Annotated in this window: 23 protein-coding genes; 14 read left to right on the top strand and 9 right to left on the bottom strand. The window is 68.9% G+C overall.

Features of this window, described 5'->3' with window-relative positions:
• The first annotated feature begins 145 nt into the window (after positions 1–145).
• The gene (locus ACFPMG_RS02860; protein ID WP_376993721.1) at positions 146–625 is read left to right on the top strand and encodes a hypothetical protein; all 480 of its coding nucleotides are present in this window, start codon (positions 146–148) and stop codon (positions 623–625) included.
• Positions 626–667: 42 nt separating this feature from the next.
• On the opposite strand, the gene ACFPMG_RS02855 is transcribed toward ACFPMG_RS02860, so the two are convergent.
• From ACFPMG_RS02855 to purM, 3 genes are all read right to left on the bottom strand, one after another.
• Complete coding sequence (locus ACFPMG_RS02855) at positions 668–817, bottom strand: aa3-type cytochrome c oxidase subunit IV (protein WP_353860510.1); 150 nt, start codon at positions 815–817, stop codon at positions 668–670.
• An 83-nt stretch (positions 818–900) separates the two neighbouring features.
• Complete coding sequence (gene purN, locus ACFPMG_RS02850; RefSeq protein WP_376993720.1) at positions 901–1,569, bottom strand: phosphoribosylglycinamide formyltransferase; 669 nt, start codon at positions 1,567–1,569, stop codon at positions 901–903.
• A complete protein-coding gene (purM, locus tag ACFPMG_RS02845; RefSeq protein WP_376993719.1) occupies positions 1,557–2,591 on the bottom strand; it encodes a phosphoribosylformylglycinamidine cyclo-ligase in 1,035 nt (344 codons plus the stop codon). Before purM ends, purN begins: the two co-directional genes overlap by 13 nt.
• 156 nt (positions 2,592–2,747) lie before the next feature.
• Between purM and ACFPMG_RS02840 the strand changes: the two genes are divergently transcribed.
• From ACFPMG_RS02840 to ACFPMG_RS02820, 5 genes are all read left to right on the top strand, one after another.
• On the top strand, positions 2,748–4,202 hold the full coding sequence (locus ACFPMG_RS02840) for a DUF2066 domain-containing protein (RefSeq protein ID WP_376993718.1): 1,455 nt from the start codon (positions 2,748–2,750) through the stop codon (positions 4,200–4,202).
• 103 nt (positions 4,203–4,305) lie between these two features.
• Complete coding sequence (locus tag ACFPMG_RS02835) at positions 4,306–4,866, top strand: CDP-alcohol phosphatidyltransferase family protein (protein WP_376993717.1); 561 nt, start codon at positions 4,306–4,308, stop codon at positions 4,864–4,866.
• Complete coding sequence (locus ACFPMG_RS02830) at positions 4,863–5,927, top strand: AI-2E family transporter (protein ID WP_376993716.1); 1,065 nt, start codon at positions 4,863–4,865, stop codon at positions 5,925–5,927. Before ACFPMG_RS02835 ends, ACFPMG_RS02830 begins: the two co-directional genes overlap by 4 nt.
• Before the next feature lie 10 nt (positions 5,928–5,937).
• On the top strand, positions 5,938–6,702 hold the full coding sequence (locus tag ACFPMG_RS02825) for an HdaA/DnaA family protein (RefSeq protein ID WP_376993715.1): 765 nt from the start codon (positions 5,938–5,940) through the stop codon (positions 6,700–6,702).
• A complete protein-coding gene (locus ACFPMG_RS02820; RefSeq protein ID WP_376993714.1) occupies positions 6,641–7,420 on the top strand; it encodes an SDR family oxidoreductase in 780 nt (259 codons plus the stop codon). The genes ACFPMG_RS02825 and ACFPMG_RS02820 overlap by 62 nt, the downstream gene beginning before the upstream one ends.
• Before the next feature lie 131 nt (positions 7,421–7,551).
• Here the strand turns inward: ACFPMG_RS02820 and ACFPMG_RS02815 are convergent, their stop codons facing one another.
• Complete coding sequence (locus ACFPMG_RS02815) at positions 7,552–9,150, bottom strand: CYTH and CHAD domain-containing protein (RefSeq protein WP_376993713.1); 1,599 nt, start codon at positions 9,148–9,150, stop codon at positions 7,552–7,554.
• A 71-nt stretch (positions 9,151–9,221) separates the two neighbouring features.
• Positions 9,222–9,740: a SixA phosphatase family protein gene (locus tag ACFPMG_RS02810; RefSeq protein WP_376993712.1), complete on the bottom strand. Its 519-nt coding sequence runs from the start codon at positions 9,738–9,740 to the stop codon at positions 9,222–9,224.
• Between the two features lie 216 nt (positions 9,741–9,956).
• Here ACFPMG_RS02810 and ACFPMG_RS02805 point away from each other — a divergent pair, with 216 nt between their 5' ends.
• Both ACFPMG_RS02805 and ACFPMG_RS02800 read left to right on the top strand, forming a co-directional pair.
• The gene (locus ACFPMG_RS02805; protein ID WP_376993711.1) at positions 9,957–12,104 is read left to right on the top strand and encodes an RNA degradosome polyphosphate kinase; all 2,148 of its coding nucleotides are present in this window, start codon (positions 9,957–9,959) and stop codon (positions 12,102–12,104) included.
• 19 nt (positions 12,105–12,123) lie between these two features.
• Entirely contained in the window at positions 12,124–13,677 is a 1,554-nt protein-coding gene (locus tag ACFPMG_RS02800) for a Ppx/GppA phosphatase family protein (protein WP_376993710.1), read from the top strand.
• Between the two features lie 51 nt (positions 13,678–13,728).
• On the opposite strand, the gene ACFPMG_RS02795 is transcribed toward ACFPMG_RS02800, so the two are convergent.
• Positions 13,729–15,018 carry a hypothetical protein gene (locus ACFPMG_RS02795; protein WP_376993709.1) on the bottom strand — a complete coding sequence of 430 codons (1,290 nt, stop codon included), beginning with the start codon at positions 15,016–15,018 and terminating at the stop codon, positions 13,729–13,731.
• A 264-nt stretch (positions 15,019–15,282) separates the two neighbouring features.
• Positions 15,283–16,449: a ribonuclease D gene (gene rnd, locus ACFPMG_RS02790; RefSeq protein WP_376993708.1), complete on the bottom strand. Its 1,167-nt coding sequence runs from the start codon at positions 16,447–16,449 to the stop codon at positions 15,283–15,285.
• A 166-nt stretch (positions 16,450–16,615) separates the two neighbouring features.
• On the opposite strand from rnd, the gene aspS reads away from it, so the two are divergent.
• Entirely contained in the window at positions 16,616–18,445 is a 1,830-nt protein-coding gene (aspS, locus tag ACFPMG_RS02785) for an aspartate--tRNA ligase (protein ID WP_376993707.1), read from the top strand.
• Positions 18,446–18,557: 112 nt separating this feature from the next.
• Here the strand turns inward: aspS and ACFPMG_RS02780 are convergent, their stop codons facing one another.
• Both ACFPMG_RS02780 and ACFPMG_RS02775 read right to left on the bottom strand, forming a co-directional pair.
• Positions 18,558–18,785 (bottom strand): hypothetical protein, encoded by a 228-nt coding sequence (locus ACFPMG_RS02780; RefSeq protein WP_376993706.1) that lies wholly within the window; start codon positions 18,783–18,785, stop codon positions 18,558–18,560.
• A 147-nt stretch (positions 18,786–18,932) separates the two neighbouring features.
• On the bottom strand, positions 18,933–19,799 hold the full coding sequence (locus ACFPMG_RS02775) for a cell envelope integrity EipB family protein (protein WP_376993705.1): 867 nt from the start codon (positions 19,797–19,799) through the stop codon (positions 18,933–18,935).
• A 105-nt stretch (positions 19,800–19,904) separates the two neighbouring features.
• Between ACFPMG_RS02775 and ACFPMG_RS02770 the strand changes: the two genes are divergently transcribed.
• The 5 genes from ACFPMG_RS02770 (at position 19,905) to ACFPMG_RS02750 (ending at position 25,810) form a co-directional block, all read left to right on the top strand.
• A complete protein-coding gene (locus ACFPMG_RS02770) occupies positions 19,905–20,891 on the top strand; it encodes a 2-hydroxyacid dehydrogenase (RefSeq protein ID WP_376993704.1) in 987 nt (328 codons plus the stop codon).
• Between the two features lie 248 nt (positions 20,892–21,139).
• The gene (locus tag ACFPMG_RS02765; RefSeq protein WP_376993702.1) at positions 21,140–21,949 is read left to right on the top strand and encodes a GGDEF domain-containing protein; all 810 of its coding nucleotides are present in this window, start codon (positions 21,140–21,142) and stop codon (positions 21,947–21,949) included.
• A 126-nt stretch (positions 21,950–22,075) separates the two neighbouring features.
• Positions 22,076–23,821: a sensor histidine kinase gene (locus tag ACFPMG_RS02760; protein ID WP_376993701.1), complete on the top strand. Its 1,746-nt coding sequence runs from the start codon at positions 22,076–22,078 to the stop codon at positions 23,819–23,821.
• A 186-nt stretch (positions 23,822–24,007) separates the two neighbouring features.
• Positions 24,008–24,385: a response regulator gene (locus ACFPMG_RS02755; RefSeq protein WP_376993700.1), complete on the top strand. Its 378-nt coding sequence runs from the start codon at positions 24,008–24,010 to the stop codon at positions 24,383–24,385.
• A gap of 27 nt (positions 24,386–24,412) precedes the next feature.
• The gene (locus ACFPMG_RS02750; protein WP_376993699.1) at positions 24,413–25,810 is read left to right on the top strand and encodes a PleD family two-component system response regulator; all 1,398 of its coding nucleotides are present in this window, start codon (positions 24,413–24,415) and stop codon (positions 25,808–25,810) included.
• The last annotated feature ends 60 nt before the right edge of the window (positions 25,811–25,870 follow it).

Below are 25,870 nucleotides of genomic sequence, written 5' to 3'. Positions count from 1 at the left end.
CGCGAAGGGCCGTCCCGACCGGGGCGGCCCTTTTCGATTCAGGAGCTTCCGCCCGCAACTTGTCGCCCGCGCCGGGTCACGGCGTCGTGGACAGGCGTGGCGAAGTCGAGTATTCGGGGATTCTACCGCTAGGAGTACCCCCGCCATGGAAAATCCGGACGTCAAGCCGATCGTCGCGGCCCTGCTGGAACCGCTGCCGCCCCTCGTGAAGGGCAAGAACGACCTGAGCGATCCGGGCGTGGTGGAACTGCTGGTGCGCGGCTACGTCGACCAGTGCCTCGCGGCCTTCCAGGAGGTGCTGCGCGGCAACGTCGAGCAGGACGCGGCCATCGACGCGATCAACGCGCAGGCGACGGCCCTGAACGCGGTGTTCCTGGGGACCAGCGGCTTCGACACGGTCGTCGTCCATCCCTGGAACTCCGCCGACCAGCTCGGCCAGTTCCTTCAGGACACGGTGGGGCTGGATTTCCCGGCGGAGGATTGCGTGCGCGCCGCGCTGATCCACCTCGCGACCCACGTCATGCACGCCATCCAGGGCGGCACCGAGGCGTGGGAGCAGCAGGTGGACGCGTTGGTCGGCGAGATGCGGGACCTGCTGCTGGGCCGTCTGCCGGACGGGGCGTAAGCGCCCCGCCACGACCGATAGGTCTGCGGCCGGAAAGAGCCGTCAGGCCAGGAAAATCGCCATGAAGACCAGCACGGCGATCACGCCCGCGGTCGCCAGCGTCAGGAATCGGGTGAAAGCGTGCCAGCCCGCCTCGTGGCGGCGGACGACATCCTCGCTGACCGGATTGTGGCCTTGCTCCGTAACCGCCATCGTCCTTTGCCTCCCCTTTTATGGTTCCGGCGGAGAATGTGGGGAGCGCGGACGGTTGCGGCAAGGGTTCCGCTTGGTAAGCGTTACGCCGGCGGGTTGATGAGCGTCGGCAGGTCCGCCGCCGGGCCTGACGGGGTTACCCTGCCATCCTCGACGCGGGCGCGGCCCTCGGCGATCAGGCGCAGCGCCTGGGGATAAAGCCGGTGTTCGGCGTCCAGCACGCGGGCGGACAGCCGGTCGGCGTCGTCGCCGGGCAGGACCGGGACCGCGGCCTGGGCGATGATCGGCCCCTCGTCCATCTCCGTGCGCACGTAATGGACGGTGCAGCCGTGGAAGCGCACCCCGGCGTCCAGCGCCCGCTGGTGGGTGTCCAGCCCCTTGAAGGAAGGCAGGAGCGACGGGTGGATGTTGATCATCCGGTCATGCCAGCGCTCGACGAACCAGGGCGACAGCAGCCGCATGAAGCCGGCCAGACAGACCAGCTCGACCCCCGCCTCGCGCAGGCGCGTGTCCATGGCCTCTTCGAAGGCGCGCTTGTCGCCGGGAAAGTCGCGGTGGCTGACCACGGCGACGGGCACTCCGGCGGCGGTGGCGCGCTCCAACCCGTAGGCGTCGGCCTTGTTGGAGAGCACCAGGGCGATCTCCGCCGGAAAGTCCGGGGCGGCGCAGGCGTCGATCAACGCCTGCAGATTGCTGCCGCGCCCGGAAATCAGGACGCCAACCTTCAAGAAGTTGGGCGTCAGGCCGACCATGCCGTGTCCATGCCGGTGACGGTGACGCGGGCGTCGCCGTCCTTGACCGCATGCACGGTGCCGACGGTGAAGACCGTCTCGCCGCCCTGGGCCAGGATCGCGGCCGCCTGCTGCGCCTTGTCCGCCGGGACCACGACGACCATGCCGAGGCCGGTGTTGAAGGTGCGCGCCATGTCCAGCGGGGTCAGCCCGCCCGTCTTCATCAGCCAGTTGAAGACCGGGGGCAGCGGCCACTTCGACGCGTCGAGCGTGACGCCCAGCCCATCCGGCAGGACGCGCGGGATGTTCTCGATCAGGCCGCCGCCGGTGATATGGGCCATCGCCCGCACCGTGCCGGCGCGCACCGCGGCCAGCGTGCTCTTCACATAGATGCGGGTCGGGGTCAGCAGGGCCTCGCCCAGCGTCTTCCCGGCGTCCCAGGAGCAGGGCGAGTCGTAGCCGAGGCCGGACTTTTCGACCAGCTTGCGGACCAGCGAATAGCCGTTGGAGTGCACGCCGGAGGAGGCGAGGCCGAGCACGACGTCGCCGTCCTGCACGGTGGCGCCGGTCAGCGCGTCCTTGCGCTCGACGGCACCGACCGAGAAGCCGGCGAGGTCGTAGTCGCCCTCGGCGTACATGCCCGGCATCTCCGCCGTCTCGCCGCCGACCAGCGCGCAGCCGGCCTGACGGCAGCCTTCCGCGATGCCGGCGACAATGGCGCGGCCCGCGGCGACGTCCAGCTTGCCCGTGGCGTAATAGTCGAGGAACAGCAGCGGCTCCGCGCCCTGGACGACGAGGTCGTTCACGCACATCGCCACGAGGTCGATGCCCACCGTGTCGTGCCGGTTCGCCAGGATGGCGACCTTCAGCTTGGTGCCGACGCCGTCCGTGGTGGCGACCAGCAGCGGGTCGTGATACCCGGCCGCGCGCAGGTCGAACAGGGCGCCGAACCCGCCCAGCCCGGCGTCGGAGCCCGGGCGCGCGGTGGAACGGGCGAGCGGCTTGATCGCGTCAACGAGCGCGTTGCCCGCATCAATGTCCACGCCGGCCTGCTTGTAGGCGTCGGACGTGTTATTAGACTGGGTGCTGATGGTATCCTCGCTTGGGCTGAGCTATATACCTGGGCCACCTGAACCGGGTCATTTTGGGCCGGGTCAATAGGGAACGGGCCGAACATACTCGAATCGGAAGGCTTTGCAATGCTCCACCGCCGCCATGCGCCGCTGTTTGCGGGCTTCTCCGCCATCACCGTGGCCCTGGCCGTTCCGGCCGGCCCCGTGGACGCGCAGGTGACCGGCGCCGCTCCACCCGCGGTGGCGGCGCCCATGGCCGCTCCGGGGGCAAGTCCTGGGGCGGTGCCCGCGGCGGTTCCGGCGGCGGACCCCTTCACCGTGTCGGGCGTGAAGGTGGACGTCAGCGCCGCCAACGCCAACGCCGCCCGCGATCAGGCGATCCGCGACGCGCAGGTGAAGGCGTGGGCGGAGCTGTACAAGCGCCTCGTCCCCACCGCCAGCAGCGTGCCGCGGGTGTCGGACATCGAACTCGCCCGGCTGGTCCAGGGCTTCGAGATCGACGACGAGAAGGTGTCGGCCACCCGCTATGTCGGCAGCATCACCGTGCGCTTCCGCCCCAATTCCGTGCGCGAGACGCTGGCCGGCGGCGGCCAGCAGTATGTCGAGCCGCCGGCCCGGCCCTACGTGATCCTGCCGGTCACCGTCGTGGACGGGCGCCCCGTCCTGTGGGAGGACCGCACCGACTGGCGCGAAGCCTGGGAGGGCCGGCAAGCCGGCGCCTCGCTGGTGCCGCTGGTCGTTCCGGACGGCGAGCTGGCCGACATTTCCGCCATCGGCGTGAACGAGGCGCTGTCCGGCGATCCCGAGGCGCTGGCCCGCATCGCCCAGCGCTACAACGCCGGCGGCGTGGTCGTTGCCAAGACCGACCTGCCGGCGGGCGGTCTGGATCTCGGCCGTCCGCTGGCGGTCGAGGTGACCCACTACACGCCCGATGGCGCGCGGGACCAGCAGACGGTCAACGTGAAGGCCGACATGGCCGACCGGGCCGGCGACTTCCTGACCCGCGCGACGACCTTCGTGTCGGCCGCCATCGACGAATCCTACCGCCGCGACAACACCGTGGCGAGCGGGCCGGAGCAGTCGACGCTGGTGCGCGTGCCGCTGGCCAGCCTCAACGACTGGGTGGAGACGCGCAAGCGGCTGGGCATGGTCAACGCCGTGACCCGCACCGACGTGCTGTCGATCAGCCGCTACGAGGCGCTGGTCGCGCTGACCCACCGCGGCGACGTGGAGCGGCTGCGCCAGGCGCTGGCCCGCCGCGACCTCGGACTCGCCCGCACCGGGGCGGTCGCGGCACCGGTTCCGGTGCCCGTTCCGGGCCAGCCGCTCCCGCCGGTCGCACCCACGCCGGAATGGCAGCTCCAGGTGCTGGCGAAGGGCGCCGGGGCGTCGTCCCTGGCGCAGCCGGCCGCGGCGTCTCCGGCGTCCGTGCCGGTGACTCCGTCCGCCTTCTCGCCGGCCAGCGCCGCGCCGTCGGCCTATCCCGGCGTGGCGCCGGCTCCGGTCGGCGCACCGCAGGCGGCACCGGGGGCGCCGCCGCGCATTCTGGGCACGCTGCCGGCTGGCACGGCGCGCCAGTGACAGCTGAGGGCGTGACGGTAGAGGGCGTGACGGCGTTACAGACGGGCCGGAACCGGCCCTTGACGGGGCTCCGGCGCAAGGGACAACGGCAGAAGGCACCGCGGTGAGCATCCCGAACATCATCACCTTCGGCCGCATCCTGGTGGTGCCGGTCGCCGTCTACTTCATCCTGGCCGGGGAGCTGGGGGTCGCCTTCTGGCTGTTCGTCGGGGCGGGCGTGTCCGACGCCGTGGACGGCGCGGTGGCCCGCATGTTCCGCGCCCGCACGGTGCTCGGCGCCTATCTCGACCCGATCGCCGACAAGGCGCTGCTGGTCAGCGTCTACGTCTCGCTGGGCCACATCGGCGTGCTGCCGCTGTGGCTGGTCATCCTGGTCGTGTTCCGCGACCTGATGATCGTCGGTGGGGTGATGCTGCTCTACACGCTGAAGGAGTCGCTGGCGATGCAGCCGCTCTATGTCAGCAAGATCAACACGGCGGTGCAGCTTGCCCTGGCGGCGGCGGTGCTGGCCCCGGCGGGGCTGGGCCTGCCCGACTTCCACCTGTTCGGGCGGGAACTGGTGCCCCTGCTGATCTGGGTCTGCGCCGGAACCACGGTGCTGTCGGGGCTGGCCTACATCTACCGCGGCGGTCTTCTGTTCAGCCGGCACGGAGGGGTGCCGTGACGACGGGCAAGCAGATCCGCTTCTGGCTGATCGGGCTTGGCCTGTTCGTTCTGGTGCTGTGGCTCCTGTCCGGCATGCTGCTGCCCTTCGTGGTGGGGCTGGCGGTCGCCTATCTGCTCGACCCGGTGGTTGACCGGGTCGAGCGTTGGCGCCTGCCGCGCTGGCTGGCGACGACGCTGGTTCTGCTGTCCTTCGTCCTGGTGCTGGTGCTGATGGTCCTGCTGCTGCTGCCGCTGGTGCAGTCGCAGGTGTCCCACCTGATCGAGGTGCTGCCCAACTACGCCAACGCGGCGCGGGACCGGCTGATGCCGATGCTCGACCGGCTGGTGCACCGCCTGTCGCCGGAGGATGTCGAGCGGCTGCGCGGTGCCGCCGGCAACTACGCCGGGGACGTCGTCGGTTGGGTCGGACGGGTGCTGAAGCACATCCTGTCGAGCGGGCTGGCGCTGTTCGACGTGTTGTCGGTGATGTTCATCACGCCCATCGTCGCCTTCTACCTGATGCGCGACTGGGACATCCTGGTCGCCAAGGTGAACGGCTGGCTGCCCCTGCACCACGCCGCAACGATTCGGGAGCAGGCGCGCGAGGTCGACGAGACGCTGGCCGGATTCGTTCGCGGGCAGGCGCTGGTCTGCCTCGTGCTCGGGGTGTTCTACGCGGTGTCGCTGTCGTTGGCGGGGCTGGATTTCGGGCTGGTGATCGGGCTGATGGCGGGGCTGCTCTCCTTCATCCCCTATGTCGGCTCGCTCTTCGGATTCGTGTCGAGCACCGGGCTGGCCCTGCTGCAATTCGACGACCCGTGGCGAGTCGCCATCGTCATCGCGATCTTCCTGTTCGGGCAGGCGGTGGAGGGCAACGTCCTGACGCCGAAGCTGGTGGGCGACAAGGTCGGGCTGCACGCGGTCTGGGTGATCTTCGCCCTGCTGGCCGGCGGGTCGCTGTTCGGTTTCGTCGGCGTCCTGCTGGCGGTTCCGGTGGCGGCGGTGATCGGGGTGCTGACACGCTTCGCGTTGGGGCGCTATCTTGAGAGCCCCTACTACCGCGGTACCCCCTCTTCATGACACCCACCCCATGACACTGGCGGCCCAGATACCGCTCGACCTCGGACACCGCGCCGCCATGGGCTGTGAGGATTTCCTCGTGGCGCCCAGCAACGCCGAAGCGGTGGCGTGGCTCGACCGCTGGCCGTCCTGGCCGGCGCCGGCCCTGACGCTGTACGGGCCGGACGGTTGCGGCAAGACGCATCTGGGCCATGTCTGGCGGGCGCGCAGCCACGCCCCCATCGCCTTGGGCGAGGCTCTGGACCAGATCGATCCGCACGCGCTGCTGGCCCGCGCCAACGCCGTGGTGGTGGAGGACGCGGACCGGGTGGCCGGCGCGTCGGCGCGGGAGGAGGCGCTGTTCCACCTCTACAACCTCGCCCGCGACTCGGGCGGGCATCTGCTCCTGCTGTCGCGGCGCCCGCCGTCGCGCTGGCGGATGAAGCTGGCCGACCTGCGCTCCCGCATCAAGGCGGCCCCCGCGGTGGGGGTGGAGGCGCCGGATGACGCCCTGCTCGCCGCCGTGCTGGTCAAGCTGTTCGCCGACCGCCAGTTGCGGCCGGGCATGGACCTCATCACCTACCTGCTGACCCGGATGGAACGGTCGCTGGAGGCGGCTGGGCGGGTGGTCGCGGCGCTTGACCGCGCCTCGCTGGCCGCGCACCGTCCCCTGACCGTGCCGCTGGCCCGCGAGGTGCTGGCCGGTCTGGAGGCCGGGAAGGGAGGAGACGAGGATGGATCTGGGAATCGCCGGACGCCGCGCCATCGTGTGCGCAGCCAGCAAGGGACTGGGTAAGGCCTGCGCCCTGGCGCTGGCGCGCGAGGGTGTGGCGGTCACCATCACCGCGCGGGGCCGCGACCTGCTGGAGGCCGCCGCGGAGGAGATCCGCAAGGAGACCGGCGCCGCCGTGACCACCGCCGTCGGCGACATCGCGACGGAGGAGGGGCGCGCCGCCGCCCTGGCCGCCTGTCCGGAGCCGGACATCCTCGTCAACAACGCGGGCGGCCCGCCGCCGGGCGATTTCCGCGACTGGGAGCGCGACGACTGGGTCCGCGCCGTCGAGGCCAACATGCTGGCCCCGATCTTCCTCATCAAGGCGACAGTGGACGGCATGATCGGCCGCCGCTTCGGGAGGATCGTCAACGTCACCTCGGCGGCGGTGAAGGCGCCGATCCCGGTCCTCGGCCTGTCCAACGGGGCGCGGGCCGGGCTGACCGGCTTCGTCGCCGGGCTGTCGCGCCAGACCGTGCGCCACAACGTGACGATCAACAACCTGCTGCCCGGCCCCTTCGAGACCGACCGCCTGCGCGCCACCATGGAAGGCGGGGCCAAGGCCAACAACCGCAGCCTGGACGAGGAAATGGACATCCGCCGCGCCGGCAACCCGTCCGGCCGCTTCGGCGACCCGGCGGAGTTCGGCGCTGCCTGCGCCTTCCTCTGCTCGGCCCACGCCGGCTTCATGACCGGGCAGAACGTCCTGCTGGACGGCGGCGCCTATGCGGGGACGCTGTAGGCGGTCGGTCGCGGCGTCGGCTTTTGGACACTGCCCCCCACCCCGGCCCTCCCCCGCTAACGCAGGGGAGGGAGGATGATTCCCTCCCCTGCGAAGCGGGGGAGGGCTCGGGAGGGGGCAACGTCACGCGCTCACCAGAACACCGGCCGGTCGCGGAACGCCTTCCACAGCCCCGGCAGCGCCTTGCGGCGCTTGTCGGCCTGTTTGGCGAGCCAGCGGGTGGTGGCATCGGCGGCGGGCCGCCGCTCCGGCCGGTCCGTCGACAGGCCGCGCAGAAGATCGCCGGCCACCGCGGCGTCGTGCTCGGCGTCCAGCGTTGACAACAGGGCGTCGAGCGCGGCGATGAAAGGCACCGTCGCGGTTTCGGCGTAGAGGCCGCGGAAGAACTCCGCCGTGTGGCGCAGCTTGCGCAGGCGGCGGCGCAACCGGTCGCGCGTCGCGGCGTCGGCGCCGTCCAGGTCGCGGCCCGCCTTCAGCGTCCCCGCCTTCAATGCCTTGGCGTGCTGGGCGGCCAGCCAGGGGCCGGACAGCTCGGCCATCGGGCGGTCGAGCTGGGCGCGGACCTCCGGCGCGGCGCCGGACTGCCACGCCCCGTCCTCCAGCCAGGCGCCGAGCGCCAGGATCAGCCCGGTGCAGCGCGGCGACTGGATCGCCTCCACCGCGGCCAGCGCGGGCGCCCGCCGGGCCTCCCGCACCGCGGCGGTCAGCGCGGCGATTGCGTCGGCGGGGGCCTTCCCCGTCGCCGCGAAGGGCGCGATTCCGTGGGACAGCAGCACGTCCCAATCGCGCGCCGGGCCAAGCTGGCGGGAGAACCAGCGGATGTCGTTTCCGGCGCGGCAGGCGTCCGGCACCCCGGCCAGGGGGCGGAACAGGCGGATGGCGGTGCGCAGGCGGCGCAGCGCGACGCGCATCTGGTGCAGCCCCTCCACATCGCCGCCGGCCAGGGCGCAGGCCTCGTTGGCGAGCAGCAGGCGCAGGCCGTGCCGCACGATGTGGCGATAGGCCTCGGCCACCGTGGTGACCGGGGTCAGGCCCAGCGGTTCCGGCAGGACGGGGGAGGGCAGGCGTCCGGTGACGAGGCGGTCGCCGATCTCCGCCTTGCTCTCCGTCCCGATGCGGACCGGCACGCAACGCTGGAGCGCCAGCGCGAGGTCGAACAGGCGGCCGATGCGGCCCGACTTCAGCTCAAGCTCGACCTCGCTGATCCGGGCGCAGGCGTTGCCGGCGGTGATCTGGCCGTCGTCCACCGCCACTTCGATGGAGGTCAAGGCATCCGGGCGGACGAGCAGGGTGGTGCGCCGGAACTCCGTCGTGAACTGCGGGACCAGCGCCGCCCGCGCGTCCTCCGGCACCAGGGCGGCCACGCCCTCGGCGTCGAGGGGCGTCATGTCGGGGGCGGCCGTGGGGATGGCCCAGTCCCATTTCTTGCGGATGGCCACCGCGGCCGAATCGCCGGGGGTGGCGGCGTTGATGGTCTTCAGCGTCTGGACGAAGCGGTCGCCGTCCTGCCGCACCCGCAGGGCCACGCCCCCCAGGAACAGCCGCCGGTCCGGCGTGTCGTAATAGACGGTGCGCAGGTCGCGGACGGCTGGCGCGCCCTCCGCCTTCTCCTTCAGCGCGGGCAGGTCCGCAACGCGGGACAGATCGCGCGGATCGAGATGGAGCTTCATCTCCACCTCGCGCACGGCGGAGACCGCGGCGGGTGCGGCATTCTGGGGCGCGGAAGACACGGGGGGCGACTCCTGCTCGGTTCCGGGCCTGCTCTGTTCGGGGTTGAAATACCCCAATTGGCAAAGGGGCGTTAAGAGAGTTTCCGCGGCAGGATGAAATCGGCCAGCCGTCCCGCCCCGCTGTCCAGGTCGGCCCAGCGGGCCGCTTCGAACAGAATGACGGCGCAGGCACCGGTCGGGAACTTCTCCGCCAGCGCCGCGCGGTGCCGCTCCTCGCCGCTGCCGGTCAGCTCGCGGGCGAGGTCGTGGAGGTCCGGGTTGTGGGCGACCAGCATCAGCGACGACACGGAGTCGGGCGCGTCGCGCAGCCGTTCCAGAAGGGCCCTGGCGCCGCACAGGTAGAGGCCGCGCTCGCGCTCCATCGGGATGTCCGGCGCGTCCATCACCTCCAGCAGGCGGTCGGCGGTGTCCGCCGCGCGCCGGGCGGTGGAGCACAGCACCAGCCCGATGCGCGCGCCGCGGTCCTTCAATTCGTGGCCGACCAGCCGGGCCGCCTTCCTGCCCCGCGGCGCCAGCGGGCGGTCGTGGTCGTCCAGGGAGGGATCGTCCCACGCGGACTTGCCGTGGCGCATGAGATACAGGGTTTTCATCGAGGCGGTCCCTTCCTGTCCGGATCGCGGTCCGGCGGGATGCGCCGGGGGTGCGACTGTTTTCGCAGCGGTATTATCGTGACGGCAGTATTATGCTGTCTGACCCAAAACCGTAACGTAGTTGGGGTAGGTTGCTTGGCCCGTCGACCGCGGCGGGCGGTCCGGCCCGACCGGACTGTAGCGGCACCACCCATCACGCAAAAGCCCGAGGCTGCTGTGACCGAACTTCAGGACTTGGAAGCGACCTGCATCGAAGCGGACGCGCCGGAGCGCTTCATCAACCGCGAACTGTCGTGGCTGGCCTTCAACCAGCGCGTCCTGGATGAGGCGTCCAACCCGAACCACCCGCTGCTCGAGCGGCTGAGGTTCCTGTCGATCTCGTCCAGCAACCTCGACGAATTCTACATGGTCCGCGTCGCCGGCCTGAAGGGGCAGGTGGCCGCGGGGGTGAAGACCCCCAGCGCCGAGAACCTGACCCCGGCCCAGCAGCTCACCGCGGTGAACCAGCGCATCGTCGAGCTGATGAACGCGCAGCAGACCATGTGGCGCAGCCTGAAGCAGGACCTGCGCGAGGCCGGCATCATGGTGGTCGGCGCCGAGGACCTGACCGAGGGGGAGAAGGACTGGCTGGAGGCCAAGTTCCTCGACGACATTTTCCCGATCCTGACGCCCATCGCCGTGGACCCGGCGCACCCGTTCCCCTTCCTGCCCAACCTGGGCTTCTCGCTGGCGCTGCAACTGCACGAGCCGGTGAAGGGGCGGCACCTCGACGCGCTGGTCCCGCTGCCGGCGCAGCTCGACCGCTTCATCCGCCTGCCGGGGTCGGAGATCCGCTTCATCCAGCTGGAAAAGCTGGTGATGCTGTTCATCGACCGGCTCTTTCCGCCGTTCCAGGTGAAGGCCCATGGCGTCTTCCGCGTCCTGCGCGACAGCGAGATGGAGATCGAGGAGGAGGCGGAGGATCTGGTCCGCACCTTCGAAAGCGCGCTGAAGCGACGCCGCCGCGGCAGCGTCATCCGGCTGGCCACCGACGCCGGCATGGCCGCCGACCTGCGCGAGTTCCTGCGCCACGAGCTGCGCGTCTCGAACGACGACGTGTTCATCCTCGATGGGCTGATCGGCCTGTCGGACACCCGCCAGCTGATCGTCGACGAGCGGCCCGATCTGGTCTTCCGCCCCTTCAACGCCCGCTTCCCGGAGCGCATCCGCGACTTCGGCGGCGACTGCTTCGCGGCCATCCGCGACAAGGACATCGTCGTCCACCATCCGTACGAGAGCTTCGACGTGGTGGTGCAGTTCATCCGGCAGGCGGCGCGCGACCCGCAGGTGGTCGCCATCAAGCAGACGCTCTACCGCACCAGCAAGGACAGCCCGATCGTCGCCGCGCTGATCGAGGCGGCGGAGGCCGGCAAGTCGGTGACCGCGCTGGTCGAGCTGAAGGCCCGCTTCGACGAGGAGGCCAACATCCGCTGGGCGCGCGATCTGGAGCGCGCGGGCGCCCAGGTCGTCTATGGCTTCGTCGATCTGAAGACGCACGCCAAGGTGTCGCTGGTGGTGCGGCGCGAGAACAAGGCGCTGCGCAGCTACGTCCATTTCGGGACGGGCAACTACCATCCGATCACGGCGAAGGTCTACACCGACCTGTCCTTCTTCACCTGCGACCCGGCGCTCTGCCACGACGCGGCGGTGATGTTCAACTACATGACCGGCTACGCCACGCCGAAGCTGTTGGAGAAGATCGCCATCGCCCCGATCACGCTGCGCCAGAAGCTGGGCCAGCTGATCGACGCGGAGGTCGCCAACGCCGCCGCCGGCAAGCCCGCGCACATCTGGGTGAAGCTGAATTCGCTGGTCGATTCGGAGATCATCGACCGGCTCTACAAGGCGTCGCAGAAGGGCGTGCAGATCGACATGGTGATCCGCGGCATCTGCTGCCTGCGCCCCGGCGTCAAGGGCCTGTCGGAGAACATCCGGGTGCGCAGCATTGTCGGGCGCTTCCTGGAGCACGGGCGCGTCATCTGCTTTGCCAACGGCCAGGCGCTGCCCAGCCCGCAGGCCAAGGTCTACATCTCCTCCGCCGACTGGATGACGCGCAATCTGGACCGCCGCATCGAGACGCTGGTGCCCATCGAGAACCCGACGGTGCACGAGCAGGTTTTGGACCAGATCATGGTCGCCAACCTGAAGGACGAGGCGAACACCTGGAAACTCGGCCCGGATGGCGTTTATCATCGGGTGGATGCTGGTCCGGACGCGTTCAGCGCCCATAACTATTTCATGACGAACCCCAGCCTGTCGGGCCGCGGCAGCGCGCTCAGCAGCAAAAAGACGCCGCCGCGGTTGAAGCTGCGTACGGTCATCTGATTGAGGACATCGGTTGCTTATGACGCCGGCGCAGGAACACACGGTTGCCACCAAGGCCGTCGAGAAGGTCGCCGATAGGGGCGAGCGGATCGCGGTCATCGACATCGGGTCCAACTCGATCCGGCTCGTCGTCTATGACGCTCTGAAGCGGTCGCCCCTGCCGGTCTTCAACGAGAAGGTCCTGTGCGGGCTCGGCCGCGGGGTGGAGAAGACCGGCTGCCTGAACCCGGACGGCGTGATCCAGGGCCTGGAGGCCCTGGAGCGCTTCGCTCTGCTGGTCGCCGGCATGCGCGTCGGGCGGCTGGACGTCATCGCCACGGCGGCGGTCCGCGACGCCACGGACGGGGCGGCCTTCATCCAGCGGGTGAAGGACCGCACCGGACTGGACGTCAGCGTCATCAGCGGCGAGGAGGAAGCCCGGCTGTCCGCCATGGGCGTGCTGTCCGGCACCCCCGCCGCCGATGGGCTGGTCGGCGACCTCGGCGGCGGCAGCCTGGAACTGGTGCGGCTGGAGCGCGGCGTGATCGGCGAGCATCTGACGATGCCGCTGGGGCCGTTGCGCCTGATGGAGTTGAACCCCGCCAAGCCGAACGGGCTGGTTCGCGCCATCGACCAGCATCTGGAGAAGCTGGACTGGCTGGCCCAGATGCGCGGGAAGCCCTTCTACCCGGTGGGCGGCGGCTGGCGGGCCCTGGCCAAGCTGCACATGGAGCATGTGAAGCACCCGCTGCACATCATCCATCACTACACGGTGCCCTTCGCCGAGGCGCGGGACTTCGCGGCGCTGATCGCCAAGCAGAGCCGGTCCTCGCTGGAAAAGATGTCCGGTTCCCGCCGCCGCATCGACACGCTGCCCTACGCGGCGCTGGTGTTCGAGCGGCTGCTGCGGATGGTCCAGCCGTCCAGCGTGGTGTTCTCGGCCTTCGGGTTGCGGGAAGGGCATCTGTACGCGCTGCTCGATCCCGAGGCGCAGCGGCAGGACCCGCTGATCGCCGCGGTGGAGGATTGGGCGCAGCGCTTTGTCCGCATCGGCGACCCGGCCCTTCTGGTGTCCTGGACCGGCAACCTTTTCGCCGGAGAGGACGACGCGGCTCTGAGGCTGCGGCAGGCCGCCTGCCTGCTCAGCGACGTGGGCTGGGCCGAGCATCCCGATTACCGGGCGGAGCACGCCTGCCTGCGCATCCTGCGCTACCCCTTCCCCGGCATCGACCATGACGAGCGGGCCTTCCTGGCGCTGGCCGTCTACGCCCGTTACGCCGGTTCCATCGACGGTCCGGGCACGCCCAACGCGGTCACCGCGGGGCCGCGGTCGCTGCTCAGCGACGCCCAGGCGCGCAAGGCGCTGGTTCTGGGGCTGGCGCTGCGGCTGGCCCACACGCTGACCGGCGGGGCCACCGCGCTGCTGCAGCGCACGGCGCTGAAGGTGTCGGGGGAGCGGCTGGTGCTGTCCCTGCCGGACGATTTCAGCGTGCCGGCCGGCGAGACCGTGCAACGCCGCCTGGACGCGCTGGCGAAGGCGCTGAACCGCAAGGGCGAAATCGTGCCGCCGGCTAAGCCCCAGGCGGCGGAGTAAAGGTTTTGACCCCTCTCCCGGGGCGGGAGAGGGGTCAAACTGAAAAAGCCCTCACGCCACCTTGGCGTGGGCGATGGCTTCGCGGACGCTCACGCCCTTGCGCAGGATGTTGTCCACGGCGCGGCCCTGCACCATGGTGATGCCGACCTTGTGGGCGTAGACGAGGCTCGACACGCTGTCGCAGCGCGCCAGGATGAACTTGCAGCGGTCCTGCTCCTGGATGCGCTCCATGAAGTACTTCTCGAAGGTCGGGTCCATCTCCAGCATGTCGTTGGACCAGAAGATCTTCGCGTAGTCGGCGTTCAGGTATTCCAGATCGAAGTTCGTCACCCAGAAGGGATTCAGCCCGTCCACCGCGATCTGGTAGCGGCGGTCCTGGGCGAACTCCACGACCTCGTTGAACAGCGACAGGTTCTCGATCAGATCGCCCTTGGAGATCTCAAGCACCACCTGCCCGCGGAAATCGAGGGGAAGCCGCTCGTCGAACTTCACGAAGCCGGTGGAGATGACCGTGGACAGGTTGATGTTGATGCCGATGCGCCGGCCCCGCATGAAGCTGAGCCCGTGATTCAGCGCCCGCAGCACCGACTGGTCGAGGTTGGCGGTGAAATAGTTGAACAGCCACTTGTTGGCCGTGATGTCGTAATCCGGGCAGAGCCGTTCCTGAAGCAGCTTGATCGAGATGTAGAGCTCGAAATAGGCCATGTCCTCTTCGGCGTTGCGGCCGATGTTGGCGATGGCCTGGTTGAACAGGAAGGGCGACAGGTCGAACATCTGCATGGAGCGTTCGAGCTTTGCCATCTCCTCCAGCGTGATCGGCGGCTTCGTCTCGTTGGAGTGGTCGCCGGTCTCGTTGGCCTGCAATTCCTCGATGAATCGGATGACGTTGATGAAGTTCAACGCCAGTTCCATGATCGAGTAGAGCGAGAATTCCTTGTAGGGGTTCGCCCCGGTCAGCGTCGTCTTGGCCAGGAAGATCTGTTCCACCTTCTGGCAGACGTCGGTGACGCCGGTCAGCTTCAGCCCCTTGTAGAGGATGATGACGTCGCCGTTGGAAATGTTGAAGGATTGCAGATAGGAGGCCTTGCTCGCCAGTTCCTGGATGATCGTGCGGACGATCATCTGGCTGGACGGGTCCTTGTCCCGCAACAGCGACAGGTGCATGTGGATCAGCCGCATGCCCTGCAGTTCGGATTTCGCGGAGCGGAGGAGATTCAGCAGCTTGTCATTGTCGAATTCGGGCTTCTGGTCCTTCGAGGCGGCGACGGCAGCTTGCTTCTCCGTCGTGGAGAGGCGGACGCGGTCGCGTCCCATGGGTGGTTTGCCGCCGAACCTGCTCATACGCGAAATCCCCCGGGTGTGCGCATAGGGCGTGTGCGCACCTTATAGGCGAGAATTCCATCCGCGAACCACACCGGGCCGATACACGGCATGGATACGGAGCCCGTGACTTATTAGCCCTGACCTTTTTTAACAATGCCTTAAAGCGCTGTTAATTGCGATGAATTGTTTCATAATTTTGGCTAAACGTCGCGGCGCTGACTGAACCTGTAACGGACCAAGCCGACTCTTGCGCCATTCTGGAATGATTCTGGATGGGGCCGTTTACGACCCCTCTCCATTGCCGGCCGGAACGATGCGGACACGGCGGTCGAGCACCGCCAAGCCGATACGGCCATGCTTCAGCGCCAGCGCGTCGTCGCCGAACAATTCCCGGCGCCAGCCCTGCATCGCCGGCACCTGGGCCTCGTCGTCAGCGGCGATCGCCTCCAGGTCGGCGGCGGACGCGATCAACTTGGACGCCACGTTGTTCTCTTCGCACTTCATCTTCAGAAGCACGCGAAGCAACTCAACGATCGGTTGCAGTCCGGGCGGCGGCTCCTCGCGCGGCTCGATGCGCGGCAGTTCGGACTCCGGCAGGTCCAGGCCCTTCTGGACGCAGGCCAGCACGTCGGCGCCCTGACGGCCTTCCGCGAAGCCGCGGCCCATGCCGCGGGTGCGGGCGAGGTCGTCCACGCTGGTGGGGGCGTGGGCGGCGATCTCCAGCAGCGCCTCGTCCCGCAGCACGCGGGAGCGGGGCAGGTCGCGGCGCTGCGCCTCGCGCTCGCGCCACGCCGCCAGCTCCTTCAGCACGGCCATGAAGCGCGGCTTGTTGGTCCGCACCTTCAACCGCAGCCAGGAGCTGTCCGGGTCCGTCTGGTAGGTGGCCGGGTCGGTCAGGACGGACATCTCCTCTTCCAGCCAGTGGGCGCGGCCGGAGCGGACGAGGCGGCGCTTCAGCTTCTCGTAGGCCGGGCGCAGGTGGATCACGTCGGACAGGGCGTAGGTCAGCTGCCGCTCGGTCAGCGGGCGCTGCGACCAGTCGGTGAAGCGGCTGGACTTGTCGATGCGCGCCCCGGCCAGCTTGGTGACCAGCGTCTCGTACCCGACGCTCTCGCCGAAGCCGCAGACCATGGCCGCGACCTGGGTATCGAACAGCGGGTGGGGGATCTGGCCGGACAGGTGCCAGAAGATTTCCACGTCCTGCCGGGCGGCGTGGAACACCTTGAGGATGGCCGGGTCCACCATCACGCGGAACAGCGGCGCCAGATCGATGCCCTCGGCCAGCGGGTCGATGGCGACCGCGCCGTTCGGCCCGCCGACCTGCACGAGGCAGAGCTGCGGCCAATAGGTCTTCTCGCGCAGGAATTCGGTGTCGACGGTGATGTAGTCCACCCCGGCCAGCGAGCGGCAGAAGGCGTCAAGGTCTTCGGTGGTCGTGATGAGTGTCATGCGGGCTTCATACACGAGCGCGCGACCGCGCGAAAGCTCGCCCTTCGGCAACTCTCCCAGCGTGCAGCGGACGCGGATGGCGACTTGACATTCCCGCGCTGTCGGTGTGGTGTGTCGGGCCGCCTTTCCGCGCAGGATTCCGACCTTTTCCAAGGTGTTTCGACCCATGCACACCTACCGCACGCACACCTGCGGCCAGCTTCGCGAAGAGAACGCCGGTCAGATTGTCCGCCTGTCGGGCTGGATCAACCGCAAGCGCGACCATGGACAGCTCCTGTTCATCGACCTGCGCGACCATTACGGCCTGACGCAGTGCGTGGTCGACACCTCCAACCCGGCCTTCCAGGCGGCGGAGCGGCTGAAGCTGGAATCGGTCATCACCGTGACCGGCAAGGTGGTCAAGCGCACGGCGGAGACCATCAACGACCGCCTGCCGACCGGCCGCATCGAGGTGCAGATCGCCGAGCTGACGGTGCAGGGCGAGGCGGAGCAGATCCCGCTGCAGGTCAACCAGGACACCGACGCCGGCGAGGACGTGCGCCTGCGCTACCGCTTCCTCGACCTGCGCCGCGAGCGCATCCACGAGAACATCCTGCTGCGCTCGCGCGTCATCGCGTCGGCGCGCCGCCGCATGATCGACCAGGGCTTCACCGAGTTCCAGACGCCGATCCTGACCGCCTCCTCGCCGGAGGGGGCCCGCGACTATCTGGTGCCCAGCCGCAACCATCCGGGCAAGTTCTACGCGCTGCCCCAGGCGCCGCAGCAGTTCAAGCAGCTGCTGATGGTCGCCGGGTTCGACCGCTACTTCCAGATCGCCCCCTGCTTCCGCGATGAGGACGCCCGCGCCGACCGCAGCCCGGGCGAGTTCTACCAGCTCGACTTCGAGATGTCCTTCGTCACCCAGGAGGATGTGTTCGCCGCCATCGAGCCGGTGCTGCACGGCATCTTCGACGAGTTCGGCGGCTTCCGCCGCGAGACGCCGCCGGCCATCGACAAGCCGCCCTTCCGCCGCATCTCCTTCGCGGAGTCGATGCTGAAGTACGGCAACGACAAGCCGGACCTGCGCAACCCGCTGGAGATCACCGACGTCACCGCCGTCTTCAAGCGCGACGACGTGGAGTTCCGCGCCTTCAAGCAGACGCTGGAGAAGGGCGGCGTGGTCCGCGCCATCCGCGCCCCGAAGGTGTCCGACAAGCCGCGCAGCTTCTTCGACAAGCTGAACGACTGGGCGCGCGGCCTCGGCGCTCCGGGCCTCGGCTACATCATCTTCGAGGCGGCGGGCGGCAAAGGCCCGATCGCCAAGTTCGTGCCGGAGGCCGCCCAGGCGGAGCTGCGCACGGCGGCGGGCGTTGAGGACGGCGACGCGGTCTTCTTCGTCTGCGACCAGCCCGGCCCGGCGGCCAAGCTGGCCGGCTTCGCCCGCACGAAGATCGGCGAGGAGCTGGACCTGATCGAGAAAAACGCCTTCCGCTTCTGCTGGATCGTCGACTTCCCGATGTACGAGCTGGACGAGGAGACCAACAAGGTCATCTTCAGCCACAACCCCTTCTCCATGCCGCAGGGCGGCCTGGAGGCGCTGAACACGATGAACCCGCTGGACATCAAGGCGTACCAGTACGACATCGTCTGCAATGGCGTGGAGCTGTCGTCGGGCGCCATCCGGAACCATCTGCCGGAGCTGATGTACAAGGCGTTCGAGATCGCCGGCTACCCGCCGGAGGAGCTGGAAGCCCGCTTCGGCGGCATGCTCAGCGCCTTCAAGCTGGGCGCCCCGCCGCACGGCGGCTCGGCCCCGGGCATCGACCGCATCGTGATGCTGCTGGCCGATGAGCCGAACATCCGCGAGGTCATCGCCTTCCCGCTGAACCAGCGCGCGGAAGACCTGCTGATGCAGGCCCCGGCCCCGGTGGACCAGGCGCGCCTGCGCGAGCTGCACCTGAAGCTGGACCTGCCGAAGCCGAAGGTCGCCGCCGAAACGCCGAAGGCCGCCACCTGACGCTTCGGGGTCTTCCCTTCCTTCCCGCTTCGGCGGGGAGGAAAGGGCGGCCAACAAGAAAGCCCCCCGTCCGCGAGGCCGGGGGGCTTTCTTGTTGCATATCGGGAAGGCGTCAGGCCGCGACGTTGCCGACGGGAGCGGAGCCGATCATGCGATAATAGTTGGAGTCCACCAGGACGAGGCAGCTCAGCGTCTTCGCGTCGCCCTCATCCTCCGTGCTGACCACGCGGGCATGCGGGATGCCGAACAGGGTCACGGTCTCCCGCACGCGCCAGGACCGCCCGTTGGTCGCGCCAACGGTCTGGAACACCTGTCCCACCAAAACCTGCTTCTTGGCCATAGGGAAACCCTCATCCTGCTGTCGGTGCACGCCATGACTCCATGGAGGCGTGGGCGCACCATGCACAGCTTAGGCCAGTTTCCTCAGAATATGGCAAATAGAATTGTAACGATTTGCGCCAAAGGCTGTGACCTTTGCGTTCGGCGGTCAGCAGCCTGACTTCGGCAGCGCCTCCACCTTCTCCAGGATGGCGTTCACGGTGAAATCGCCGTAGTCGATCTGCATGGATTCGGCGACGCCGTTCTGCAGCAGGCGCAGGCTCATCTCATACTCCGGCTGGGACGAATCGCTTTTCAGCGGGAAAAAGGCCATGCGCACCGGCCACGCCTTCTTGCCTTTCAGCAGCGGGTCGGCGCCGTCCTCCTTGATCGGCGCCGCCGCGCCGATGACCGTGGACACCTCCGTCGCCCCTTCGGAATCGGCGCCGTCGAAGACGACCCGGTTGAAGAAGGTGTCGCCGGCGCTGGCGTGGTCGAGCACCGCCAGGGTGTGGGCGGTGGGGAACATGGTGTTGGGGGGCAGCTCCATGTCCTGGGGCTCCGGCTTGGAGAAGGCGGCGGTGCCGGTGCCGTCCTTGGCCAGCCGGGCGTCGCCGCGCACCTCCTCGTCCTCCTCCCCGTTGATCAGCTTGCGGACGTTGAAGCGGTAGCGCTGCCCGTCCTTGGCCTCCCACGTCGTGTAATTGGTGGTCATCGCCATCTCGTCGCCTTCGGCGTAGACGAAACGGAGCTGGAAGCGCTGCTCCGTCGTCCAGCCGTCGCAGGCGTCGGCCCATTCGAACAGCATGCGACCCCGCACGTCGCTGACCTTGGAACTGTTGCGGGCGGACAGCAGCGACATCTTGTAGACGGCGCGGTGCGGCAGGATGTTCGCCGCGGCACCGGCCGCCGCCCCGACCGCATTGGCGGGTGCCGCCTGGGCCGGGCCGGCGGCGGGAAGGGCGGTCACGGACACCAGGAACGCGCCGAAGGTCGCGCAAAGGGCGAGGCGGGCGGCGGAGCGGCGGTTCTGCAAAGCGACATCCACAGGTGATTGGCAGCGTCGGATGGATTATGGGTGTTTCGGCGTCGGAGCGGAAGGCCCGACCCCCCGAATAAACGGAAGGCTGAGGACAGATTCATGCGCAGCGACTCTCCCGCATCACGGCCCGTCCTCCTGGTGACCCGGCGCCTGCCCGAGGCGGTGGAAGCGCGCGCCGCGCGCGACTTTGACGCCCGCCTGAACCCGCAGGACCGCGCGCTGTCCGGCGCCGACATCGCCGCCCTGGCGGCGGAGACCGGCGCCGAGGGCATCCTCTGCACCGCCGGGGACCGGCTCGACGCCGCGGCCATCGCGGCCCTGCCCGAGGGCGTACGGGTCGTCGCCACCTTCTCCGTCGGCACCGACCACATCGACCTGAACGCGGCCAAGGCCCGCGGCCTGATCGTCACCAACACCCCGGACGTGCTGACCGACGCGACCGCCGACATCGCGCTGCTGCTGATGCTGGGCGCGGCGCGGCGCGCCTCGGAGGGCGAGCGGATAATCCGTGCCGGCGCCTGGACCGGCTGGACGCCGACCCAGCTTCTCGGCACCCATCTGGGCGGAAAGCGGCTGGGCATCATCGGCATGGGCCGAATCGGGCAGGCGGTGGCGCAGCGGGCGCGGGCCTTCGGCATGACCATCCACTATTCCAACCGGCGGCGCCTGCCCGCCGAGCAGGAGGCGGGGGCCGTCTATCACGCCGATCCCGAGGCGATGCTGGCGGTCTGCGACGTGCTGTCCCTGCATTTCCCGGCGACTCCGGAGACCACCCGTTGGCTGAACGCGGAGCGGATCGAACGCCTGCCGCCGGGCGCCATGGTGGTCAACACGGCACGCGGCTCCGTCGTCGACGACGCGGCGCTGATCGCCGCCCTGGCCTCCGGACGGCTGGCGGCGGCGGGGCTGGACGTGTTCGAGAACGAGCCGAACCTGCACGCCGGCTACCGCGGGCTGGAGAACGCCTTCCTGCTGCCGCATCTGGGCAGCGCCACGGTGGAAACCCGCAACGCCATGGGCTTCAAGGCGCTCGACAATCTGGACGCCTTTTTCGCCGGGATGATGGCACCGGACCGCGTGGTGTGACAGCGTCGCGAGCGGGTCTGTCAGGAGCCGGACAGACCCATTGTTCGAAAGCGGTTCAAAAAAGGAAATAAATCAAAAATAGATAAAATTTTCCGTAATCGGCTGTTCTCCAGGCAAATTCTGCCTGGGGGCGGCCTTGCCCGGCAGAAGTTGCCGGGACGAAAGGCCTAGTCTTCCGGATTTCCTCATATGGCACGGCGATTGCTTTGAATTTGGCGCAGCCAGTGCCGATCATGTGGAGAAAGCCCATGAGCGCCGTCGTGAACACCCAGGACCCGGACGCTATTGCCGCCGACCATCACGACGGACTGCCTTTCGACCGCGGGACCCACGACCGGCTGCTGCGGATGCCTCCCTTACGCAGCCCTCGCATCGCCCATCCGGCGGTCTCCGTGACCGTCGAGGCGTCGGCATTGGAACGTCAGCTTGCCGAGGCCCGCGCAACTATCGCCGAGCAGCGTGACCGGATCGCCTATCTGGAAAGCCTGTCCATGACGGACGAGCTGACCGGCCTGCTGAACCGCCGCGGCTTCTTCAGCCATTTCCGGCGCGAGATCGCCGCCGCGCGGCGGCAGGGCGCCAAAGGAAACGGCGCCAAGGGAAATGGAACGGGCGGCGGGGTGCTGGTCATCATCGACCTCGACGGCTTCAAGCGGATCAACGACACCCATGGGCATATGGCCGGCGATGCCTATCTCCGGCAGGTCGCGCGGATGCTCGTCGGATCGGTCCGCGAGGAGGATGTGGTGGCCCGGCTGGGCGGGGATGAGTTCGCGCTTCTGCTGACCAACACCGACGCGGTCTGCGGCGACGTCCGCGCCCGGCAGATCGCCGCGGCGGCGGGCCGACACTGCGTGCGTTGGAACAACGCCGACCTGCCGGTCCGCTTCTCCTTCGGGGTGCAATCCTACGGGGCCGACGATCGGGAGGAGGAGGTGATCCGCCTCGCCGATTCCCGCATGTACAGCAACAAGGCCGGACGCCGCCCGCGCCCCACGGGACGCAAGGCCGAACGCCCGTCCGGTCATCGCGCGGCGAACCCGCGGACCACCGCCTGACACCGTTCGACTCCGGCCCGGAGGTCACCGCCGGACAGCGGGATCGGGCAGCCTGTCGCACCCCCCAGACCGCGCTTGACCGGGCGGTCGTTCCAGCCGCAGCATCGGCACCTTTCCGTCGCAGAGGTGCCCGTCCTGAACACGTTTTCGGATAGTCCGAATCCTCCTTCTTCGCCATTCCGGGCTGGCCAATCAACCGGTTGGGCCGCCGAAGGCGCGGCCGATGGGATACAGCCGCACGGCGCCCTGGTGGCGTTGCGCAGCGATGGAAAGACGATCCTGGCCTGCAGCGCGAACACCGCGGAATTCCTCGGCCTGGTGCCGGACCGGCTGCTGGGTCGTGACGTCGGGGTTCTCGAACTTCCCGAGCTTGCGGGTTTGTTGACGGGGCTGCGCGCCCTGCCGCCGGACCTGCGGGCGCTGGGATTGCACGCGTCCGTGACGCCGCCGGGAAGCCGGCCGCTGCCGGCCTTTCTGCACGAGCATGACGGTCGGGTGATCATCGAGGTGGAAAGGCTGGTCGCCGGGGCGGAGCATTGGCCCGCCACCACGCCGCCATCCGGCTTCATGCCGGGCGTCGCCGCCCTGCGCGGGGTCGCGGGGCTGGAGGCCATGGCGGCGCACACCGCCCGGACCGTCCGCCGTCTCACCGGGATGGACCGCGTCATCGTCTGCCGTTTCGACGATTTCGGCAACGGCGAGGTGGTGGCAGGGGACGAGGCGCCGGATTGGGCGCACGCCCTTCCGGAAGTCCGGCCCGGCGCGGCCCTGCCGGCAAGCGCCTTCGACCGCGGTCCGGACGGCAGCCCGCGCCTGCGCGTGGTCCTCGACCATGCGGCAGCGCCGGTTCCCCTCCTGCGCGCCGACAAGACGGTTCCGCCGCCCGATCTCGCCCATGCCCATCTGCGCAGCCCGCCTCCGGCCCGCCGGGACTTCCTGAGGCGCATGGGAGCCGGGGCGGCCCTGACCGTCCCGATTTTCCAGGGCGGCAAGCCGTGGGGGGTGATTTCCGGCCACCGCCGCCAGCCCCAGGGGGTGCCGCCATCCGTCCGGATGCTGACCGCCATGGCCGCCGACGCGTTCGGCCTGATGCTGGACGCCGCCGAACGCGCCCTGGAGCGGGAGCGCCGCACCGCCCACGCCACGCGGCAGGCGGAGCTGAACCGGGTCAAGTCCGACTTCCTGACCGGGATGAGCCACGAGTTGCGCACCCCGCTCAACGTCATCATCGGCTATTCGGATTTCCTGCTGCATCCGGGGTCCGGTCCGCTGACCGACCGGCAGCGCGACTACCTCGGCAACATCCGCGCCTCCGGCACGCATCTCCTTGAACTCATCAACGATGTGCTGGACCTGTCGAAGATCGAGGCCGGGCATTTCGATCTGAACGACGAGGACGTGGACGTCGCGGTCGTCGTGGGCGAGGTCTACGCCCTCCAGGAGCTGACCCTGGCGTCGGCTGGGCTGACCTTCGACGCGCTGCTTCCCCGTCCACTGCCGCGCCTGCGCGCGGACCGGCGGTCGCTCCGCCAGATCCTGCTGAACCTGCTGTCCAACGCCGTCAAGTTCACCCCGGCGGGCGGGCGTGTCACCATCGACGTGACGCGCACGGAGGAGGAGGCTGGGGCCGGGCTGAGAATCGCCGTGATCGACACCGGGATCGGCATTCCGGAGGAGCACCATCCCATCGTCCTGGAGCCCTTCCGGCAGGTGCCGGGGGAACGCATCCGCGGCGGTGCCGGAACCGGGCTGGGCCTGCCCATCGTGCGCTCCCTGGTGGAAGCCCATGGCGGGCGGCTGGCCCTCTCAAGCACCCCGGGACAGGGCACGCGGATCGAGCTGCATTTCCCGCCGGAGCGGGTGATCGCATGACGGAATCCGTGGAATCTTCAGGACTTCCCGGGCTCCGGAGGTCCATGCAAGGCATTGCTAACGACAATTTAACCGTCGCGGCGGGACAGTGAACGGGATATACCGGTCTCTCCGGGTGTGGTCGCTGCAAGCAGGAGTGCGGGTCGCACGACGCCCGCGGAACCGAACAGCCCCAAGAAGGCGCCGATGGACGACCGAACCGTGAAGCGTGTCCTGATCGTCGAGGACAACGAGCTGAACATGAAGCTCTTCCACGATCTGCTGGAAGCGCACGGCTACGCGACGCTTCAGACCCGCAACGGGATGGATGCCCTGGCCATCGCGCGGGAGCACCGGCCGGACCTCATCCTGATGGACATCCAACTGCCGGAAGTGTCGGGGTTGGAGGTCACGCGCTGGATCAAGGACGATCCGGAACTGGCGAGCATTCCGATCATCGCGGTGACCGCCTTCGCGATGAAGGGGGACGAGGAGAAGATCCGGGAGGGCGGCTGCGAGGACTACATCGCCAAGCCGATCTCGGTGACCAAGTTCCTGCAAGCCGTTCAGAAGTTCCTCCGTTAACCTTTTACGGGATCGGTCGCACGTTCCATGTCCGCTCGCGTCCTCGTCGTCGACGATGTCCTTCCGAACGTGAAGCTGCTCGCGGCGAAGCTGACGCGCGAGTATTTCAACGTCATCACCGCCAGCAATGGTCCCGAGGCGCTGGAGGTGGTCCGCCGTGAGTCGCCGGACATCGTTCTGCTCGACGTCATGATGCCGGGCATGGACGGGTTCGAGGTGTGCGAGCGCATCCGCTCCGACCCCGCGACCATGCACATTCCGGTGGTGATGGTCACCGCCCTGTCCGACGGCGCCGACCGCGTGCGCGGGCTGGAGGCCGGGGCCGACGACTTCCTGACCAAGCCGGTCAACGACGTGGCCCTGTTCGCTCGGGTGCGCTCGCTCGTCCGCCTGAAGATGATGATGGACGAATGGCGGCTGCGCGAGACCACCTCCGGCCAGTTCGGGGTGCTGGAGCCGACCGGCACGCTGCGCAGCGAATCCTTCGAGGGCGCCCGCATCCTGGTGCTGGAGGATTCGCGGCTCGATCTGGCCAAGATCGCCGAAACGCTGCAGCGCGACCATGGCCATGTCATGTCCGCCGAAACCTGTGCGACGGCGCTGGAGCGCGCGCTGGGCGACGATCTGGATCTCGTGGTGATCAGCCTGACCCTGATGAACGAGGATGGGCTGCGCCTGTGTTCCCAACTGCGCTCGCACGAGCGCACACGGCAGGTGCCGATCCTGCTGGTGGTGGACGAGGGCGATCTGAACCGCGTCGCCAAGGGCCTGGAACTGGGCGCCAACGATTACGTCATCAAGCCGATCGACCGGAACGAGTTGCTGGCCCGCGCCCGCACCCAGATCCGGCGCAAGCGCTATCAGGAGCGGCTGCGCGCGAACTACGAGCAGAGCCTGTCCATGGCCCTGACCGACAGCCTGACGGGGGTCTTCAACCGCCGCTACATCAACGCCCACCTGCCGCGGTTGCTGGAGCGGGCGATCGACAACCACAAGCCGGTGGCGATCCTGCTGTTCGACATCGACCATTTCAAGGTGGTCAACGACAGCTATGGCCATACCGTGGGCGACGAGGTGCTGAAGGAGGTGTCCAGCCGCGCCAGCCGCAACCTGCGCACCTTCGATCTGGTGGCGCGGCTCGGCGGCGAGGAGTTCGTGGTGATCCTTCCGGACACCGACGCCGAAGCGGCGCTGACGGTGGCGGAGCGTCTGCGCACCCGCATCGCCGACACCCCGTTCAAGGTGACCGCCGACGTGGGTGAGATCCCGGTCACGGTGTCCATCGGCTTCACGGTCGGCGGCCGGCTGGGCGACACCGCCGAAGGGCTGATCCGCCGGGCCGACGAAGCGCTCTACGAGGCCAAGCGCGCCGGGCGCAACCGCACCATCGCCGACCCTCGCGCCGACGCCCTGCTGGCCCCCTGACCGGCGCCGGGCCGTCTCCTGACGGAACCTGCGACCCTCCGGACAAGCAAAAGGCCGCCG

Origin of the sequence: Azospirillum himalayense, from assembly GCF_042657465.1 — a bacterium.
GTDB lineage: Bacteria > Pseudomonadota > Alphaproteobacteria > Azospirillales > Azospirillaceae > Azospirillum > Azospirillum himalayense.
This window is presented reverse-complemented; position numbering and strand designations above follow the sequence as displayed.

Coding starts and splice junctions, on each gene's coding strand:
- ACFPMG_RS02860 (WP_376993721.1), top strand. CDS start 146: ATGGAAAATCCGGACGTCAAGCCGATCGTCGCGGCCCTGCTGGAACCG.
- ACFPMG_RS02855 (WP_353860510.1), bottom strand. CDS start 817: ATGGCGGTTACGGAGCAAGGCCACAATCCGGTCAGCGAGGATGTCGTC.
- purN (WP_376993720.1), bottom strand. CDS start 1,569: ATGGTCGGCCTGACGCCCAACTTCTTGAAGGTTGGCGTCCTGATTTCC.
- ACFPMG_RS02840 (WP_376993718.1), top strand. CDS start 2,748: ATGCTCCACCGCCGCCATGCGCCGCTGTTTGCGGGCTTCTCCGCCATC.
- ACFPMG_RS02825 (WP_376993715.1), top strand. CDS start 5,938: ATGACACTGGCGGCCCAGATACCGCTCGACCTCGGACACCGCGCCGCC.
- ACFPMG_RS02820 (WP_376993714.1), top strand. CDS start 6,641: ATGGATCTGGGAATCGCCGGACGCCGCGCCATCGTGTGCGCAGCCAGC.
- ACFPMG_RS02810 (WP_376993712.1), bottom strand. CDS start 9,740: ATGAAAACCCTGTATCTCATGCGCCACGGCAAGTCCGCGTGGGACGAT.
- ACFPMG_RS02800 (WP_376993710.1), top strand. CDS start 12,124: ATGACGCCGGCGCAGGAACACACGGTTGCCACCAAGGCCGTCGAGAAG.
- ACFPMG_RS02795 (WP_376993709.1), bottom strand. CDS start 15,018: ATGAGCAGGTTCGGCGGCAAACCACCCATGGGACGCGACCGCGTCCGC.
- rnd (WP_376993708.1), bottom strand. CDS start 16,449: ATGACACTCATCACGACCACCGAAGACCTTGACGCCTTCTGCCGCTCG.
- aspS (WP_376993707.1), top strand. CDS start 16,616: ATGCACACCTACCGCACGCACACCTGCGGCCAGCTTCGCGAAGAGAAC.
- ACFPMG_RS02780 (WP_376993706.1), bottom strand. CDS start 18,785: ATGGCCAAGAAGCAGGTTTTGGTGGGACAGGTGTTCCAGACCGTTGGC.
- ACFPMG_RS02770 (WP_376993704.1), top strand. CDS start 19,905: ATGCGCAGCGACTCTCCCGCATCACGGCCCGTCCTCCTGGTGACCCGG.
- ACFPMG_RS02765 (WP_376993702.1), top strand. CDS start 21,140: ATGAGCGCCGTCGTGAACACCCAGGACCCGGACGCTATTGCCGCCGAC.
- ACFPMG_RS02755 (WP_376993700.1), top strand. CDS start 24,008: ATGGACGACCGAACCGTGAAGCGTGTCCTGATCGTCGAGGACAACGAG.
- ACFPMG_RS02750 (WP_376993699.1), top strand. CDS start 24,413: ATGTCCGCTCGCGTCCTCGTCGTCGACGATGTCCTTCCGAACGTGAAG.